A 17,036-nucleotide genomic window follows, 5' to 3' on the forward strand; every position below is an offset into this window, starting at 1 on the left:
ACCTGGAGGGGCAGGCACGCTCTCCCTTCTTCCTGAAAAGTGTTGACGTGGAAGGGGTGGGTCGGTAACATACGCACCGTCTTGAAGGCACGGGGCCTTAGCTCAGTTGGGAGAGCGCAACACTGGCAGTGTTGAGGTCAGCGGTTCGAACCCGCTAGGCTCCACCAAACATCAAGATGATGCGTCCCATTCGTCTAGTGGTCTAGGACACCGCCCTTTCACGGCGGTAACAGGGGTTCGAACCCCCTATGGGACGCCACCTTTCCTGGATATGATGGTATCGGCCCGAGACGCGAAAGCGTCTTTTTTTGTCGCCGTACCCCTCCTTCCTTAGACGTATTTATACGTTTTTTCCCTTGACACTTCCGTGGCTTTGTCCACCGTTGCATCCCGTCGTCGCAGTGTTGTGCATAACGCCGCGTGGCATGGGGTCGCGTCGAGCGTTATTGAAAAATTTCTTTATTTTCAATGACCTAGGTTAGATCAAAAAATAACCAATTTGAGCGTAACCCCCTTGTCATGGTGTTTCTGAGCGACTGACTAAAGGTTTTGAACAGGGTTATCCACAGAAAGTGTGGAAAACGCTCAGGGCTTGGCAGCCGTCCTCTCACCAAACGCAACGAGCCGCCCTCAGGGCGGCTCGTCGGTAGCGTGAAGTGGTTGATGAACAGCCGCTTACTTGGCCGGGTAATCCCGCTGTGTGTGCCCTGTATACAGCTGACGGGGGCGACTGATGCGGAAGCTGCCGCTGATCATTTCGTTCCAGTGGGAAATCCAGCCGATCGTACGAGCCATGGCGAAGATCACGGTGAACATGTTGGTCGGGATGCCGATCGCCTTGAGGATGATGCCGGAGTAGAAGTCGACGTTGGGGTAGAGCTTGCGCTCGATGAAGTACTCGTCTTCCAGGGCGATCTGCTCGAGCCGCTTGGCGATCTTGAGCTGTGGGTCGTCCGCGAGGCCGAGTTCGCCCAGCACCTCGTCGCAGGTTTCCTTCATGACCTTGGCGCGCGGGTCGAAGTTGCGATAGACGCGGTGACCAAAGCCCATCAGGCGGAACGGATCGTCCTTGTCCTTGGCCTTGTCGATGTAGCGCTGGATGTTTTCCTCGGAGTCGTCGCCGATTTCGTCCAGCATGGCCAATACGGCTTCGTTGGCGCCGCCGTGGGCCGGACCCCATAGGGCGGCGATACCGGCGCTGATGCAGGCGAATGGATTGGCGCCCGTGGAGCCGGCCATGCGCACCGTGGAGGTGGAGGCATTCTGCTCGTGGTCGGCATGCAGCATGAAGACGCGATCCATGGCCTTGGCGAAGACCGGGTTGACCTCGTAGGTCTCGCAAGGATTGCCGAACATCATGTAGAGGAAGTTTTCCGAGTAGTTCAGATCGTTGCGCGGATAGTTGAACGGTTGGCCGATGTTGTACTTGTGACACATCGCCGCCAGCGTCGGCATCTTCGCGACCAGGCGGATCGCGCTGACGCGGCGTTCCTCTTCCTTGGTGATGTCCAGATTGTCGTGATAGAAGGCTGCCAGGCCGCCGACCACGCCGCACAGGATCGCCATCGGGTGGGCGTCGCGACGGAAGCCTTTGTAAAAATTCACGATCTGCTCGTGGACCATGGTGTGGTTGCGCACCGTGGCCGCGAAATCGTCGTATTGCGCCTTGCTCGGCAGTTCGCCGAACAGTAGAAGGTAGCAGAGCTCGACGTAATTGGAGTTCTCGGCCAATTGATCGATGGGATAGCCGCGGTGGAGCAAGACGCCAGCAGCACCGTCGATATAGGTGATGCCCGACTCGCAGGAGGCGGTGGCGACGAAGCCGGGGTCATAGGTGAACAGACCTTCGCTGGTCAGGCCGCGGACGTCGATCACATCAGGCCCGACGGTACCAGAGTAGACAGGGAACTCGATGGTCTTGTCCGACCCTTCTACCGTCAACTGCGCTTTCCTGTCAGCCATTATGGCCTCCTCTTTTTACCTAAGTCTTTGTCTTGCTTGCCATGCCAGCGAAAATGGTTCGCCTACTATAGAACCACGCGGAAGATTGTCAATTGGGCCAAGGGCGCCCTGCGGGAACGTGAGGATTCGCGCATGCCGTGTCGAGGCGTGACGAGAATAGCAGTGCAAACAAGGTCTCTGCCCGGGATTGCGCCCCTATTTGACGCTCCGATGGAAGTGGCTGCAAGCGCTATCTCATTTGTCATGGCATGCCCCGGTCCTTATAATCTTATCCCGCGCGACTGGCAGGAGCATGGCTTGGTCATGTAAGCCCTCGACCAAGGCCTTCCCCTCAAACCACCGCCCGCACCGGGTACAGCCCCAGCCGCTGGCGGGCCAAGAGAGTGTGATGAGCCGTGAATAGCAAAAGACCCGTAAACCTAGACCTGACGACGATAAAGTTCCCACTTCCCGCATTGACCTCCATTGCCCACCGGATCACCGGTATCATCCTGTTCATAGGACTGATCTTCGGTTTCTGGGCCCTTGACGTGTCACTCTCGTCTCCCGAAGGCTTCGAAGCCGTACGTGACACCCTCGCCAACAACGTTCTCGCCAAACTGATCGCCTGGGGCCTGCTCTCGGCGTTGGGCTTCCATTTCGTGGCAGGTATCAAGCACCTGTTGATGGATGCCGGGATCGGCGTGGATCTCGAAGGTGGGTATCGCAAGGCACAGATCACCGTCGTGATCAGTGCCATCTTGGTGGTTCTGGCAGGAGTCTGGGTATGGTAACCAACATCACGAATCTCGGCCGTAGTGGCCTGTCCGATTGGCTGATCCAGCGCATTTCGGCCGTCATCCTGGCCGTCTATGCTCTGTTCATGGTCCTGTATCTCCTGTTCCATCCGGGGCTCGATTACGCCACCTGGAGCGGGCTCTTCTCGCAGACCTGGATGCGGGTGTTCTCCTTGTTGGCCTTCATCTCCATCGCGGCGCACGCCTGGGTCGGTCTGTGGACCGTGTCGACCGACTATCTCAAACAGACGGGCGTGCGTTTCGCGTTTCAAGCGGTCGTCATGCTGGCCATCTTCGTTTTTCTGGTGTGGGGCGTTCAAGTCCTCTGGGGAGCCTAATCCATGTCCAATATGCGTAGCCTGACATTCGACGCAATCATCATCGGCGGTGGTGGCTCCGGCCTGCGCGCCGCGCTCGAGCTGGCCAAGTCGGGCAAGAAGACGGCGGTCATCACCAAGGTCTTCCCGACGCGCTCGCACACCGTTTCCGCACAGGGCGGCATTACCTGCGCCATCGCTTCCGCCGATCCCAACGACGATTGGCGCTGGCACATGTACGACACCGTCAAAGGCGGTGACTACATTACCGACCAGGAAGCCGCCGAGTACATGTGTTCCGAAGGGCCCAAGGCGGTCTTCGAGCTGGAACACATGGGGCTGCCGTTTTCACGCTTCGACAACGGCCGCATCTATCAGCGCCCCTTCGGCGGTCAGTCCAAGGACTTCGGCAAGGGCGGCCAGGCCGCGCGGACCTGTGCCGCCGCCGACCGTACCGGCCATGCGCTGCTGCATACCTTGTATCAGAACAACCTGAAGAACAACACCGTCTTCCTGAACGAGTGGTACGCGGTCGATCTGGTCAAGAACGCCAACGGCGACGTGGTCGGCTGCATTGCCATGTGCATCGAGACCGGTGAAGTCGTGCACATCAAATCCAAGGCGACGGTGCTGGCCACCGGCGGCTCGGGCCGCATCTACGCGTCCACGACCAATGCCCTGATCAATACCGGCGACGGGATCGGCATGGCCCTGCGTGCGGGCTTCCCCATGCAGGACATGGAAATGTGGCAGTTCCACCCCACCGGCATTTACGGCGCAGGGGTGTTGGTCACCGAAGGCTGTCGTGGCGAAGGCGGCTACCTGATCAACAAGGACGGCGAGCGCTTCATGGAGCGTTATGCGCCGAACGCCAAGGACCTCGCCGGTCGTGACGTCGTGGCGCGCGCCATGGTCATGGAGATCCTGGAAGGTCGTGGCTGCGGCGAAAACGGCGATCACGTCATGCTCAAGCTCGATCACCTGGGTGAAGAGGTACTGAGCAAGCGTCTGCCGGGGATCGTCGAACTCTCCAAGACCTTCGCTCACGTCGATCCGGCCAAGGATCCGATTCCCGTCGTGCCGACGTGTCACTACATGATGGGGGGCGTGCCGACCAACGTGCACGGCCAGGCCATCATGCAGGATGCCGACGGCAACGATCAGATCGTCAACGGCCTGTTCGCCTGCGGCGAAGCGGCATGCGTCTCGGTGCACGGCGCCAACCGTCTGGGCGGCAACTCGTTGCTCGACCTGGTGGTGTTCGGGCGTGCTGCCGGCATGTTCATCGAGGAAGCCCTCAACGAGGGGGTCGATTACCTCGAGGCGGCCCAGTCCGACATCGACAGCGCCATGGCGCGCATCACTCGCTGGGACGAGTCCAGCGGCGGCGAAGCGGTGCCCGACCTGCGCGCCGAACTGCAGGACATCATGCAGAATGACTTCGGCGTCTTCCGTCAGGAAGACAACATGCAGCAGGGCGTCAAGAAGCTGGCCGATCTGCGCGAGCGCATCGCCAATGCTCACTTGTCCGACAAGTCCAACGCCTTCAACACCGCGCGTGTCGAGGCGCTGGAGCTCGACAACCTGCTCGAAGTTGCGGAGGCTACGGCCATTTCCGCCCTGGAGCGCAAGGAAAGCCGTGGTGCGCATTCGCGCTACGACTACCCGGACCGCGACGACGCCAATTGGCTCAAGCACTCCATGTACTTCCCGGTCGAAAAGCGCCTGGGACAGCGTGATGTGAACTTTGCGCCGAAGACCGTCGATACCTTCGAGCCGAAAATCCGCACTTACTAAGGGGTTGTCCAAGATGTCCACGCTTCAGGTATCTATCTACCGCTACAACCCGGAAACCGACTCCGCGCCCTACATGCAGGAGTTCCAACTGGACACCCAGGGTCGCGATATCATGGTTCTCAATGCGCTTGAGATGATCAAGCAGCAGGACAGTTCCATGGCGTATCGTCGCAGCTGCCGTGAAGGGGTTTGCGGTTCCGATGGCATGAACATGAACGGCAAGAACGGTCTGGCATGCATCACGCCGCTGTCCGAGGTGGTCAAGGACAACAAGCTGGTGCTGCGTCCGTTGCCGGGCCTGCCGGTCATTCGTGACTTGGTGGTCGACATGGGGGTGTTCTACAAGCAGTACGAGAGCATCCAGCCTTACCTGCAGAACGACACCAACCCGCCGGCCACGGAACGCCTGCAGTCGCCGGAGGAGCGCGACAAGCTCGACGGTCTCTACGAGTGCATCCTGTGCGCCTGCTGCTCGACTGCGTGCCCGTCGTTCTGGTGGAACCCGGACAAGTTCGTGGGGCCGGCCGGGTTGCTGCAGGCATATCGCTTCCTCGCCGATTCGCGCGACACCGCCACGAGCGAGCGTCTGGCGCGGCTCGAGGACCCGTTCAGCCTGTTCCGCTGCCGCGGCATCATGAACTGCGTGGCGGTTTGCCCCAAAGGGCTTAACCCGACACGGGCGATCGGCAAGATTCGCGAGATGTTACTGTCCAATGCCACTTAAATCGCGCCGCTTGGCTTGTTATCATTGGCAACAAGCCGCTTCCTGCGACAAGGCGTCGCAGGAAGCCGGTCCCGCGACCGTTGCAGCCGGTGCCTCGTGCACCGGCTTTTGACGATAAGTGGACCCGGCGTCGCGTATGACGCCAGCCTGCCCGACGCAGGTTCCAAGTGACGCCGGCACGTCCGGGCGTGCCAGCGCCAAGAACACCCATCAGTGCATAGGGTGACCAAGAGATGCAAGAAGGCACAATGGAGTTGATGTGGCGCACTTCCCATGTCAGCGGCGGCAACGCCCACTACGTGGAAGCGCTCTACGAGCAATATCTCGTCGATCCCTCAGAGGTTCCCGACGAATGGCGTAACTATTTCGACCAGTTACCCCGTCCGGAAGGCGCCCCCTCCCACGACGTTCCTCTCAGTCCGATTCGCGACCAGTTCTACCAGTTGGCCCAAAACCGTCGCGGCCCCGCCGCCGGTCCCGCCGACAGCGGCGAGAACAAGAAGCAGGTCAAGGTTCTCCAGCTGATCAACGCTTATCGCTTCCGTGGCCATCAGCGTGCCGATATCGATCCGCTGGGGCTGCGCAGCCCGACGCCCATTCCCGATCTGGAACTGTCTTTCCATCAGTTGACCGACGCTGACATGGAAACGTCTTTCCAGACGGGCTCCCTCTTTCTGGGCAAGGACCAGGCGCCGCTCAAGGAAATCGTCGAGGTTCTGGAGCAGACGTACTGCCGCAGCATCGGCTGCGAATTCATGCATATCGTCAACACCGACGAGAAACGCTGGCTGCAGCAGCGCTTCGAATCGGTGCGTTCCAAGCCGGATTACAGCGTCGATGTGCGCAAGCACATTCTCGAACGCCTGACGGCAGCGGAAGGGCTTGAAAGCTATCTTGCTTCCAAGTATCCGGGCACCAAGCGCTTCGGCCTGGAAGGTGGCGAGACCTTCATTCCGATGGTCGACGAAATCATCCAGCGCACCGGCAATTACGGTACCAAGGAAGTCGTCATCGGCATGGCCCACCGGGGCCGCCTGAACCTGCTGGTCAATCTGCTGGGCAAGAGTCCCTCGGAATTGATCGACGAGTTCGATGGCAAGAAAGTCATCCAGCAGGGCTCCGGGGACGTGAAGTACCACCAGGGCTTCAGTTCCAACGTGATGACCGAAGGCGGCGAAGTGCACCTGGCACTGGCGTTCAATCCCTCGCACCTCGAGATCGTGTCGCCGGTCGTCGAAGGCTCGGTGCGCGCGCGTCAGGATCGTCGCGACGACAGCGAGGGCGCCAAGGTGTTGCCGGTCGTGGTCCACGGCGATGCCGCCTTTGCGGGGCAGGGCGTGGTCATGGAGACATTCCAGATGTCTCAGACCCGCGGCTACAAGACCGGCGGCACCGTGCACATCGTCATCAACAACCAGGTCGGGTTCACGACCTCGCGGCCTGATGATGCGCGCTCCACGGAATATTGCACCGACATCGCCAAGATGGTTCAGGCGCCGATCTTCCATGTGAACGGTGACGACCCCGAAGCGGTGATTCATGCCACGCAAGTGGCCGTCGACTATCGTTACCAGTTCAACAAGGACGTGGTGATCGATCTCGTCTGCTATCGCAAGCGTGGCCACAACGAGGCCGATGAACCCTCCGGCACGCAGCCGCTGATGTACCAGAAGATCAAGTCGCACAAGAGCTCGCGGGAGCTGTATGTGGCGAGTCTGGTCCAGCAGGGCATGATCAGCGAGGACGAAGCGTCCGCCATGGTCGAGAAGTATCGCGAGGACCTGGTGGCGGGCAATCACGTGGCCAATGCGCTGGTCAAGCAGCCCAATACGGAGCTGTTCGTCGACTGGACCCCGTATCTCGGCCATGAGTGGACCGGCGATGCCGACACCTCGATCGACATGACCCGCATGCAGCGGCTTGCCGCCAAGATGTGCGAAGTGCCCGAGGGCATCGAGGTCCAGCGCCAGGTGGCCAAGATCTACGAAGACCGTCGCAAGATGGCGGCCGGCGATCTGGCCGTCAACTGGGGCTTCGGCGAGACCCTGGCGTATGCCACCCTGCTGGACGAAGGGCATCCGATTCGTCTGACGGGGCAGGATACCGGTCGCGGTACCTTCTCGCACCGGCATGCGGTCGTGCACAACCAGAAGGACGGCTCGACCTATGTGCCGCTGGAGTACATCAAGGAAGGCCAGCCGAATTTCACCATCCGCGACTCCTTCCTGTCCGAAGAAGCCGCCCTGGCGTTCGAGTACGGCTACTCCACGACCACGCCCAATGCCTTGATCATCTGGGAGGCGCAGTTCGGCGACTTCGCCAACGGTGCACAGGTCGTCATCGACCAGTTCATTTCGTCCGGCGAGACCAAGTGGGGACGGCTCTGCGGCCTTACCATGCTGCTGCCGCACGGCTACGAAGGGCAGGGCCCCGAGCACTCCTCGGCGCGCCTCGAACGCTTCCTGCAGCTGTGTGCCGAGCACAACATGCAGGTTTGCATGCCGACCACGCCGGCCCAGATCTTCCATCTCCTGCGCCGCCAGGTGATCCGCCCATTGCGCAAGCCGTTGGTGATCATGTCGCCGAAGAGCCTGCTGCGTCACAAGGAGGCGACTTCCACGCTGGAGGATCTGGCCAACGGGCGTTTCGAGATGGTACTGCCGGACCAGGGCAAGCGCGACGCCGAGAGCGTCAAGCGTGTGGTGCTGTGCTCGGGCAAGGTCTACTACGACCTGGCGAGCTACCGGGCCGAGAACGGCAACGACGACGTGGCGATCGTGCGGTTGGAGCAGATCTATCCTTTTCCCAAGGAAGAGCTGTACGAAGTCTTCAAGACCTACCCCAACCTCGAGCAGGTCGTCTGGTGTCAGGAAGAGCCGCTCAATCAGGGGGCCTGGTATCAAAGCCAGCACCACATGCGTCTGGTGGCCGACATGGTGAAGGAAGGCCTGGGACGCGACCTGAAGTTCGCGGGACGCCCGGCTTCCGCCGCGCCGGCATCCGGCTATATGTCCGTCCATGTTGAACAGCAGCGCCAGCTGGTAGAAGACGCCATTACTGGGTGAGGCGTTTCATCGGGATCGAGAGAAAACACTAAGGAAACGACATGGCTACCGAGATCAAAGCGCCAAATTTTCCAGAATCCGTCGCCGAGGGCACCATCGCCACTTGGCACAAGAAGGTCGGTGACAGCGTCGAACGTGATGAACTGATCGTCGAGATCGAGACGGACAAGGTCGTCCTCGAGGTCGTCGCCCCGGAAGCCGGTACCGTGACCGAGATCAAGGTCGAGGAAGGCGACACTTGCGACTCCGAGCAGGTTCTGGGGATGCTGGGCGCGGCCAGCGAAGGCAGCAACGACAAGGCCGCCTCTCAGGAAAGCGCGGAAAAGAGCGACGACAGCGGCCAGGACACTGCACCGGCCAAGGCCGATGCCAAGCCTGCCGCCTCCGGCAAGCAGCATGACGTGAAGGCGCCGAGCTTCCCTGAGTCCGTGCAGGAAGGCACCGTCGCCACCTGGCACAAGCAGGTCGGCGAAGCGGTGAAGCGTGACGAGATTCTCGCGGATATCGAGACCGACAAGGTCGTGCTCGAAGTGGTGGCGCCGGCCGATGGTGCCCTCAGCGAGATCAAGGTGCAGGAAGGTGAGCAGGTCGAGTCCGAAGCCGTGCTCGCGGTCTTTGCCGAAGGCGCCGGCGGCGAGGCGAGCGGCGGTGACGCCGCCGCTTCGAAGGATGCGAGCGAACCCGCTGCGGCAGACGGCGGCAGCGACGAAAAGGTCGGCGACAAGATCCTGGCGCCCGCGGCACGCAAGCTGGTGGCCGAGCATGATCTGGACGTCAACAAGATCGAAGGCACTGGCAAGGGCGGTCGCATCCTGAAAGAGGACGTGCAGAAAGCCGTCAAGGACGGCTCCGCCAAGAAGAGCGCCAAGCCGTCAGGCGGTGACGTCAAGGCCGCTGCTGCGCCGGCGCCGGCCGTCGAGGGCGAGCGCCCCGAGCAGCGTGTGCCGATGAGCCGTCTGCGCCAGACCATTGCCAAGCGCCTGGTCCAGGCACAGCAAACGGCCGCCATGCTCACCACCTACAATGAGGTGGACATGAGCGCGGTGATGGCGCTGCGCAGTCAGTACAAGGACAGCTTCCAGAAGGCGCACGACGTCAAGCTCGGCTTCATGGGCTTCTTCGTCAAGGCGGCGACCGAGGCGCTCAAGCGCTTCCCGGACGTCAACGCTTCCATCGACGGCACCGACATTGTCTACCACGGCTACCAGGACATCGGTGTCGCCGTTTCCACGCCGCGTGGTCTGGTGGTACCGGTGCTTCGCGATACCGACAGCATGAAGCTGGCCGATGTCGAGAAAACGATCGGTGACTTCGGCCAGCGTGGCCGTGAAGGCAAGCTCGGCATCGAAGACATGCAGGGCGGGACCTTCACCATCACCAATGGCGGTATCTTCGGCTCGCTGATGTCGACGCCGATCCTGAACCCGCCGCAGACCGCGATTCTGGGGATGCACAAGATTCAGGAACGCCCGATGGCCGTGAACGGGAAGGTCGAGATCCGTCCGATGATGTATCTCGCCGTCTCCTACGACCACCGCATGATCGACGGCAAGGATGCGGTACAGTTCCTGGTCACGATCAAGGAATTGCTGGAAGATCCCGCGCGCTTCTTGCTCGACGTGTGATGGCCGTCGCCGAATGATGCGTGCGACTTTTAAACTGAATGCGAACAGGATGATTTCATGGCCGATAAATTCGATGTGATCGTTATTGGCGCCGGGCCTGGCGGGTACGTGGCAGCCATTCGTGCCGCGCAGCTGGGGTTGAAGACCGCCTGTGTCGAGAAGTGGGTCAACAAGGAAGGCAAGACCGTGCACGGCGGTACTTGTCTGAATGTGGGCTGCATTCCCTCGAAGGCGTTGCTGGAAACGTCCCACAAGTTCGCCGAGGCTCGTGATCACTTCGCCGAGATTGGCATCGACGCCGGCGAGCCGACCCCGAACATTGCCAAGATGCTCGAGTTCAAGGACGGTGTGATCGCCAAGAACGTGGGCGGCATCAGCGCACTGTTCAAGGCCAATGGCGTCACTGCGCTGGAAGGCACCGGCAAGGTCGTGTCCAGCAAGCAGGTCGAGGTGACCGGCCACGACGGCGAGACCGCTTCCTACGAGGCCGAGAACATCGTCATTGCCTCCGGCTCGGTGCCGGTGGAAATTCCGCCGACGCCGCTGACCGAAGGATTGATCGTCGATTCCAGCGGTGCCCTCAAGTTCGATGAGGTGCCCAAGCGCCTCGGCGTCATCGGCGCCGGCGTCATCGGCCTCGAGCTGGGCAGCGTATGGAGCCGCCTGGGCAGCGATGTCACGGTCCTCGAAGCGATGGATTCATTCCTGCCGATGGTCGATAAGGACGTCGCCAAGGAAGCGCAGAAACTGTTCAAGAAGCAGGGCCTGGACATCAAGCTGGGAGCACGGGTCACCGGTTCCGAGGTCAAGGACAAGGAAGTCGTGGTCAAGTACACCGACGCCAACGGCGAACAGGAACAGACCTTCGACAAGCTGATCGTCTGCGTGGGGCGTCGTCCCTACACGGAAGGCGTGCTCAGCGACGACGTGGGCGTCAAGCTCGACGAGCGCGGGTCCGTGTTCGTCGACGACGAATGCCGCACGAGCGTCCCGGGCGTTTACGCCATCGGCGATGTGGTGCGCGGGCCGATGCTGGCGCACAAGGCCTCCGAGGAAGGCATGATGGTTGCCGATATCATCGCCGGTCATAAGGCCGAGATGAACTACGACGCCATCCCCAGCGTGATCTATACCGCACCCGAAGTCGCCTGGGTCGGCATGAACGAGCAGGACGCCAAAGAAGCCGGAATCGAGGTCAAGACCGGCTCCTTCCCGTTCTCCGCCAACGGTCGTGCGCTGGCCAACAATGCGCCGGAGGGCATGGCCAAGATCATCGCCGATGCCGAGACCGACCGTGTCCTGGGGCTGCATATCATCAGTCAGCATGCCGGGGAGCTCATCGCGCAAGGCGTCATCGCCATGGAGTTCGGCTCCAGCGCCGAGGACCTGGCCCTGACATGCTACGCGCACCCGAGCACCTCGGAAGCCGTGCACGAAGCGGCCCTGGCGGTGGATGGTCACGCCATTCACATGGCCAACCGCAAGAAGCGCAAGTAAGCGTTTCGATCTGCGTTTCAGTGTAGAGACGCGTCGCTCCCGCCTCGGCGGGAGCGAACAGGGGTGACGGCGACCTCGTGGGTGGCCGCCACCATTCGAGTCACATGCAACCAATGGCATGACACGATGAACCTTCACGAGTATCAGAGCAAACAGCTGTTTGCCGATTATGGTCTACCGGTGTCCAAGGGTTTCGCCGTGGATACCCCCGAAGAAGCCGCCGAAGCGTGCAAGAAGATCGGTGGTGACAAGTGGGTCGTCAAGGCCCAGGTTCACGCGGGCGGCCGCGGCAAGGCCGGCGGCGTCAAGCTGGTCGAAAGCCCCGCCGACGCCAAGGCCTTCGCCGAGCAGTGGCTGGGCAAGAACCTGGTGACCTTCCAGACTGACGAGAAGGGTCAGCCGGTCGCCAAGATCCTGGTCGAGAACTGCACCGACATCGCCAACGAGCTGTACCTGGGCGCCGTCGTCGACCGTGGCACCCGCCGCATCGTTTTCATGGCTTCCACCGAAGGTGGCGTGGAAATCGAGAAGGTTGCCGAGGAAACTCCCGAGAAGATTCTCAAGGCCGAGATCGATCCCCTGGTCGGCGCTCAGCCGTATCAGGCGCGTGAGCTGGCCTTCGCGCTGGGTCTCGAAGGCGCGCAGATCAAGCAGTTCACCAAGATCTTCCTGGGGCTGGCCAAGCTGTTCCAGGAAAAGGATCTGGCGCTGCTCGAGATCAATCCGCTGGTGATCACCGACGAAGGCAATCTGCATTGCCTCGACGCCAAGATCGGTCTGGACGGCAATGCCCTGTATCGCCACCCCGATCTGCAGGCGATGCGTGACCCGTCTCAGGAAGACGAGCGCGAAGCGCATGCTCAGGAGTGGGAACTCAACTACGTCGCCCTGGAAGGCAACATCGGCTGCATGGTCAACGGTGCCGGCCTGGCCATGGGCACCATGGACATCATCAAGCTCAACGGCGGCCAGCCGGCCAACTTCCTTGACGTTGGCGGCGGTGCGACGGAAGAGCGCGTCGGCGAGGCGTTCAAGATCATCCTGTCCGACGATTCCGTGAAGGCCGTCCTGGTCAACATCTTCGGCGGCATCGTCCGTTGCGACATGATCGCCGAAGGCATCATCGGTGCCGTCGAGCAGGTCGGTGTCAACGTGCCGGTCGTGGTGCGTCTCGAGGGCAACAACGCCGAGCTGGGCGCCGAGAAACTGGCATCCAGTGGACTGAACATCATCGCTGCTACCAGCTTGACCGACGCGGCCCAGCAGGTCGTCAAAGCAGCGGAGGGCAAGTAATGAGTATCCTGATCGACAAGAGCACCAAGGTCATCTGCCAAGGTTTCACGGGTGGCCAGGGGACTTTCCACTCCGAGCAGGCGATCGCCTACGGTACCCAGATGGTCGGTGGCGTGACGCCGGGCAAGGGCGGCCAGACGCACCTCGGCCTGCCGGTGTTCAACACCGTCAAGGAAGCCGTCGAAACGACGGGTGCCGAAGCGTCCGTGATCTACGTGCCCGCGCCGTTCTGCAAGGATTCCATCCTGGAAGCGGCCAATGCCGGCATCAAGCTGATCGTGTGCATCACCGAGGGGATTCCCACCCTCGACATGCTCGACGTCAAGGTCAAGTGCGACGAGCTGGGTGTGCGCCTGATCGGGCCGAACTGCCCGGGCGTGATCACGCCGGGCGAGACCAAGATCGGCATCATGCCGGGTCACATTCACAAGCCGGGCAAGGTCGGTATCGTCTCGCGTTCGGGCACCTTGACCTATGAAGCGGTCAAGCAGACCACCGATCACGGCTTCGGCCAGTCCACCTGCGTGGGCATCGGCGGCGATCCGATCCCGGGCTCCACCTTCATCGACATGCTCGAGATGTTCGAGAAGGACCCGCAGACCGAAGCCATCGTGATGATCGGCGAAATCGGCGGCACGGCGGAAGAAGAAGCCGCGGCATACATCAAGGAGCACGTCTCCAAGCCGGTGGTATCCTATATCGCCGGTGTGACGGCGCCTCCGGGCAAGCGCATGGGCCACGCGGGTGCCATCATCGCCGGTGGCAAGGGCACGGCCGACGAGAAGTTCGCCGCGCTCGAGTCTGCAGGTGTCAAGACCGTGCGTTCGCTCGCCGAGATCGGCGATGCGCTGAAGGCAGCCACGGGCTGGTAAGTCGCTGGCGTGATCGTCGGCGGTGACATGCCGCCGAATCACCCGCACGTTGAAGGCATCCCTCCGGGGATGCCTTCTTGCGTTTGGGGGCTGACAATTTGGGGTCTGGCAAGACGTGGCGAGCGGTCGACCGAAAGGGCGTCTTCGGGGCAGAAACGGCGATCGACTAACGCTGCCGGTACAGCAGCTTGACGAAGGTGCGGCCGGCCAGCGCCAAAAAGACCGGGAACCCGGCAATGAGATAGAAGTAGTAGGTGACGAAACGCCAGATGAGTACCGCGGCGGCGGCGCTCTGCTTGCCGATCAGCGGTGCCAGCAAGGCGGTCGACGTCAGTTCCGCGCCGCCAGCGCCACCGGGGAGGAAACTCAATTGTCCCGCCGCCATGGACAGCATCTGCACCAGGAATGTCCAGGCCCAGTCTATATGCGCGCCGAGTCCCTTCACGGCGAGGTAAAGCACGCTGTAGCGGAGCATCCAATGCATGCAGCACAAGGCAAAGACCGACAGCAGGGTCAGGCGGGGGAGACGCAGCGTCTCGATCAATGCATTGCGAAAATGCAGTAGCCGCCGGGCGAAACCGAAGCGGGCCTTGCGACGGACCTTGAGCCGTTCCAGCCAGCCGCCGGTAACCTGCAACAGACGCGTGTAATGGCGCATGACGAGCCACAGCAGCACGAAGCCGCACACCAGCAATAGCGATGGCAGCCCCACCAGCCAGCCGAGATCGAGGTCGATGGCCTCTATCACGACATACAGGGCCACGCCGATGAGTGCGGACAGGAAAAAGAGCAGATCGGTGAGCTGGTCGACGGCAAAGATGGCGGTGGTCTGCGCAGGACGGATGCCACGTCGGGCCAGCAAGCCGAGAAGTGTGAGCAAGCCGCCGGTGCCGCCGGGCGTGGCGCAGATGGCGAACTCCGTGGACATCACGATGCCCACCGCGCGTGTCTGACCGAGGCGCCCGGCACGTCCCGCGAGCAGCAGGCGAAGCCGCAGTGCGTTGATGTTCCAGCAGATACCGATCAATGCCAGCATCAAGAGCAGTTGCTGCAGCGGAAAACTTGCCAGTTCGGCAAAGAGGTCGCGGCCGCCGAAGAGCACGGGAATGGTGATGGCCGCCAGTAAACCGAGCGCCAGGAGTAGAACGAGTCGCTTCATGCCGCCTGCGACTCTCGGTGATGCTGTCGGGCGATCCAGTCGCGTTTGGTGATGGGACGACGTCCCGCCACCAGCAGGCGCTCCAGCGTGGTGAGCCAGTATTCCCGCACGCTGGCATGGCGCATGTCCACGGGGTGCAGACCCAGACGCAGCAGTGGCGCCTGGCGGCTACGCCAGCGTTGGGTTTCATTGACCAGGCGTGACATACCGCGCCGCCATGCGCTGCGGGCGCTCCACACCAGCCCCGGTGCCTCGAGAGGCGTGAAGTCCGGCAAGGTGTAGAGATGCTGAGGATCGCTGGTGTAGGCAAAGTCGCGCTTGGCCAGGGCGCGCCGAGTCCCTTCGCTCATCAGCCATGCCGGTGCCACGAATCCGGTGAGTGGCCACGCCTGGGAGCGAAACAGCGCGATGCCCTTGTCCAGACGGTCGGCGGCCTGATGCTCATCCAGCGCGTAGAATTCGCCTTCCCAAGTGTAGAAGCGGCGCATGAACCAGTCGCGTGGTGTACGCGGCGGTGGCGCGTCATCGCTGTGGTAGCAGCCATGCAGGGCCAGCTCATCGCCTGCGGCAAGACGGCCGTGCATGCGGTCGAGGAAGGTATCGTCGAGCCGACAATCGCTGCGGTGGTGAAAATCCGGGACCACCAGCCAGGTGATCGGGATCGGTCCGTGCGTGCGTGCCAGGTCATCGACACGCGCGACGAACTCGGCGTAGTCGGGCCAGGTTTCCGGCGCGACATCGTGCAGAACGAGGGCGAGATGTCGATCAGCCATGCTGTAGACTCTCCGTGTTGACGCGCTGCCCGGTCAATTCACGATAATGATGCATCAAGCTGGACACCACGATATCCCAGTCATGGTGTCGTTCGACGTGCTGGCGTGCCCGGCGTCCCTGCTCCTCGGGAGCGTCGGCGCAGAGTTCGCGCACTGCGCGCGCCATGTCCTGTGCCGAGTGGGGCTCGCAGAGTCGCCCGCAGCCGAGGGGGACATTCTCGGCCAAGGCACCGGCGCGTGCCGCGACGACCGGAATGCCGCTCGCCATGGCCTCCAGGGCGACCAGGCCGAAGGTCTCCTGAGTGCCGGCATGCAGAAGAATGTCGCTGCTGGCCAGCCAGTCGGCGACATCGGCGGTGGCCGTGTAACGGCCGATGACGCTGACATTGTCGGGGACGCGCTGCGGCATTTGCGGGCCGATCAACACCAGATGATATCCCTTGCCCAGGTGTCGTGCAGTGTCCAGCAGCACCGACAGGTTTTTCTCCCGCGAACCGCGCCCCACGAAGATCAATAGACGCGTGTCGTCATCGAGGCCGAGACGCTGGCGAAAGGCGAATTGCCGGCGCTGTGGCGAAAACGTCGTCAGGTCGACGCCGAGCGGTTGTACGGCGACATTGTCGAGGCCGAGCGTCTGGAGTCGGTCAGCGATGACCCGGCTCGGCGCGAGCACGCGATCGCAATGGCCGTACAGGTTCCGCACGTAGCGGTCGAGGGCGGCGCGCGTCCAGTTGCCGAGACGATTGCCGATGAGGCGCGGCAGATCGGAGTGATAGAAGCCGACCACCGGGACGTCCAGGGCGCGCCCTGCATCGAGCGCCGCCCAGGCGGTGACGTAGGGGTCGCCGGCTTCGATGAGATCCGGTGCCAGCCGGTGGAGTTCGCGTTGCCAGCCACGACGCTTCAAGGGGAAGCGATAGCCCTGACTAAAGGGCAGTGGGGGGGCGGGAACTTCGTGGATGGAGCCGTGGCTACGATGGTAGGCCCCGGGGACGAGCAGGCTGCTCGTGACCCCCGGCAGCTTCGCCAGGCGATTGCGCTTGGCTTCCAGATAGGTGCGTACCCCGCCGCTGGCAGGGGCATAGAACATCGTGATATCGGCGATGTGCAAGGTGCAACTCCCTGAAACCTTCCCGGTTGGTTTACGGAGTGACCGCTGGGGCCCGGGGGCCTGTC

The 17,036-nt window shown here is 62.0% G+C and carries 13 protein-coding genes and 2 tRNA genes; 11 read left to right on the forward strand and 4 right to left on the reverse strand.

Annotation, left to right across the window (positions count from 1 at the left end; all coding sequences use genetic code 11):
• The first annotated feature begins 91 nt into the window (after positions 1-91).
• A tRNA-Ala gene (locus CSAL_RS06155) sits at positions 92-167 on the forward strand.
• Positions 168-183: 16 nt separating this feature from the next.
• A tRNA-Glu gene (locus tag CSAL_RS06160) sits at positions 184-259 on the forward strand.
• Between the two features lie 416 nt (positions 260-675).
• On the opposite strand, the gene gltA is transcribed toward CSAL_RS06160, so the two are convergent.
• Complete coding sequence (gene gltA, locus CSAL_RS06165) at positions 676-1,962, reverse strand: citrate synthase (RefSeq protein ID WP_011506513.1); 1,287 nt, start codon at positions 1,960-1,962, stop codon at positions 676-678.
• 395 nt (positions 1,963-2,357) lie between these two features.
• On the opposite strand from gltA, the gene sdhC reads away from it, so the two are divergent.
• From sdhC to sucD, 9 genes are all read left to right on the forward strand, one after another.
• A complete protein-coding gene (sdhC, locus tag CSAL_RS06170) occupies positions 2,358-2,735 on the forward strand; it encodes a succinate dehydrogenase, cytochrome b556 subunit (RefSeq protein ID WP_011506514.1) in 378 nt (125 codons plus the stop codon).
• On the forward strand, positions 2,729-3,076 hold the full coding sequence (gene sdhD, locus CSAL_RS06175; RefSeq protein ID WP_011506515.1) for a succinate dehydrogenase, hydrophobic membrane anchor protein: 348 nt from the start codon (positions 2,729-2,731) through the stop codon (positions 3,074-3,076). The genes sdhC and sdhD overlap by 7 nt, the downstream gene beginning before the upstream one ends.
• 3 nt (positions 3,077-3,079) lie before the next feature.
• Positions 3,080-4,852, forward strand: coding sequence for a succinate dehydrogenase flavoprotein subunit (gene sdhA / locus CSAL_RS06180; RefSeq protein ID WP_011506516.1), 1,773 nt, complete (start codon positions 3,080-3,082; stop codon positions 4,850-4,852).
• Between the two features lie 13 nt (positions 4,853-4,865).
• Positions 4,866-5,576 carry a succinate dehydrogenase iron-sulfur subunit gene (locus CSAL_RS06185; protein WP_011506517.1) on the forward strand — a complete coding sequence of 237 codons (711 nt, stop codon included), beginning with the start codon at positions 4,866-4,868 and terminating at the stop codon, positions 5,574-5,576.
• Between the two features lie 233 nt (positions 5,577-5,809).
• Positions 5,810-8,641 carry a 2-oxoglutarate dehydrogenase E1 component gene (locus CSAL_RS06190; protein WP_011506518.1) on the forward strand — a complete coding sequence of 944 codons (2,832 nt, stop codon included), beginning with the start codon at positions 5,810-5,812 and terminating at the stop codon, positions 8,639-8,641.
• A 41-nt stretch (positions 8,642-8,682) separates the two neighbouring features.
• Positions 8,683-10,266: a 2-oxoglutarate dehydrogenase complex dihydrolipoyllysine-residue succinyltransferase gene (odhB, locus tag CSAL_RS06195; RefSeq protein ID WP_011506519.1), complete on the forward strand. Its 1,584-nt coding sequence runs from the start codon at positions 8,683-8,685 to the stop codon at positions 10,264-10,266.
• 57 nt (positions 10,267-10,323) lie between these two features.
• A complete protein-coding gene (lpdA, locus tag CSAL_RS06200) occupies positions 10,324-11,763 on the forward strand; it encodes a dihydrolipoyl dehydrogenase (protein ID WP_011506520.1) in 1,440 nt (479 codons plus the stop codon).
• A gap of 126 nt (positions 11,764-11,889) precedes the next feature.
• Positions 11,890-13,056, forward strand: coding sequence for an ADP-forming succinate--CoA ligase subunit beta (gene sucC, locus CSAL_RS06205; protein WP_035411545.1), 1,167 nt, complete (start codon positions 11,890-11,892; stop codon positions 13,054-13,056).
• Positions 13,056-13,928, forward strand: a complete 873-nt coding sequence (sucD, locus tag CSAL_RS06210; protein WP_011506522.1) for a succinate--CoA ligase subunit alpha — start codon at positions 13,056-13,058, stop codon at positions 13,926-13,928. The genes sucC and sucD overlap by 1 nt, the downstream gene beginning before the upstream one ends.
• Before the next feature lie 166 nt (positions 13,929-14,094).
• On the opposite strand, the gene gpgF is transcribed toward sucD, so the two are convergent.
• The 3 genes from gpgF to gpgS are packed head-to-tail and all read right to left on the reverse strand — an operon-like array spanning position 14,095 to position 16,971.
• Positions 14,095-15,087, reverse strand: coding sequence for a glucosaminyl phosphatidylglycerol flippase (gene gpgF / locus CSAL_RS06215; protein ID WP_011506523.1), 993 nt, complete (start codon positions 15,085-15,087; stop codon positions 14,095-14,097).
• Complete coding sequence (gpgD, locus tag CSAL_RS06220) at positions 15,084-15,860, reverse strand: N-acetylglucosaminyl phosphatidylglycerol deacetylase (RefSeq protein WP_011506524.1); 777 nt, start codon at positions 15,858-15,860, stop codon at positions 15,084-15,086. The genes gpgF and gpgD overlap by 4 nt, the downstream gene beginning before the upstream one ends.
• A complete protein-coding gene (gene gpgS / locus CSAL_RS06225) occupies positions 15,853-16,971 on the reverse strand; it encodes an N-acetylglucosaminyl phosphatidylglycerol synthase (protein ID WP_011506525.1) in 1,119 nt (372 codons plus the stop codon). The genes gpgD and gpgS overlap by 8 nt, the downstream gene beginning before the upstream one ends.
• Positions 16,972-17,036 lie beyond the last annotated feature (65 nt).

It is taken from the genome of Chromohalobacter israelensis DSM 3043 (assembly GCF_000055785.1).
Lineage (GTDB): Bacteria > Pseudomonadota > Gammaproteobacteria > Pseudomonadales > Halomonadaceae > Chromohalobacter > Chromohalobacter israelensis.

What these genes read in the sequence shown, in the direction of transcription:
- gltA (WP_011506513.1), bottom strand. Translation starts at nt 1,962, where the DNA reads ATGGCTGACAGGAAAGCGCAGTTGACGGTAGAAGGGTCGGACAAGACC.
- sdhD (WP_011506515.1), top strand. Translation starts at nt 2,729, where the DNA reads ATGGTAACCAACATCACGAATCTCGGCCGTAGTGGCCTGTCCGATTGG.
- sdhA (WP_011506516.1), top strand. Translation starts at nt 3,080, where the DNA reads ATGTCCAATATGCGTAGCCTGACATTCGACGCAATCATCATCGGCGGT.
- CSAL_RS06185 (WP_011506517.1), top strand. Translation starts at nt 4,866, where the DNA reads ATGTCCACGCTTCAGGTATCTATCTACCGCTACAACCCGGAAACCGAC.
- CSAL_RS06190 (WP_011506518.1), top strand. Translation starts at nt 5,810, where the DNA reads ATGCAAGAAGGCACAATGGAGTTGATGTGGCGCACTTCCCATGTCAGC.
- odhB (WP_011506519.1), top strand. Translation starts at nt 8,683, where the DNA reads ATGGCTACCGAGATCAAAGCGCCAAATTTTCCAGAATCCGTCGCCGAG.
- lpdA (WP_011506520.1), top strand. Translation starts at nt 10,324, where the DNA reads ATGGCCGATAAATTCGATGTGATCGTTATTGGCGCCGGGCCTGGCGGG.
- sucC (WP_035411545.1), top strand. Translation starts at nt 11,890, where the DNA reads ATGAACCTTCACGAGTATCAGAGCAAACAGCTGTTTGCCGATTATGGT.
- sucD (WP_011506522.1), top strand. Translation starts at nt 13,056, where the DNA reads ATGAGTATCCTGATCGACAAGAGCACCAAGGTCATCTGCCAAGGTTTC.
- gpgF (WP_011506523.1), bottom strand. Translation starts at nt 15,087, where the DNA reads ATGAAGCGACTCGTTCTACTCCTGGCGCTCGGTTTACTGGCGGCCATC.
- gpgD (WP_011506524.1), bottom strand. Translation starts at nt 15,860, where the DNA reads ATGGCTGATCGACATCTCGCCCTCGTTCTGCACGATGTCGCGCCGGAA.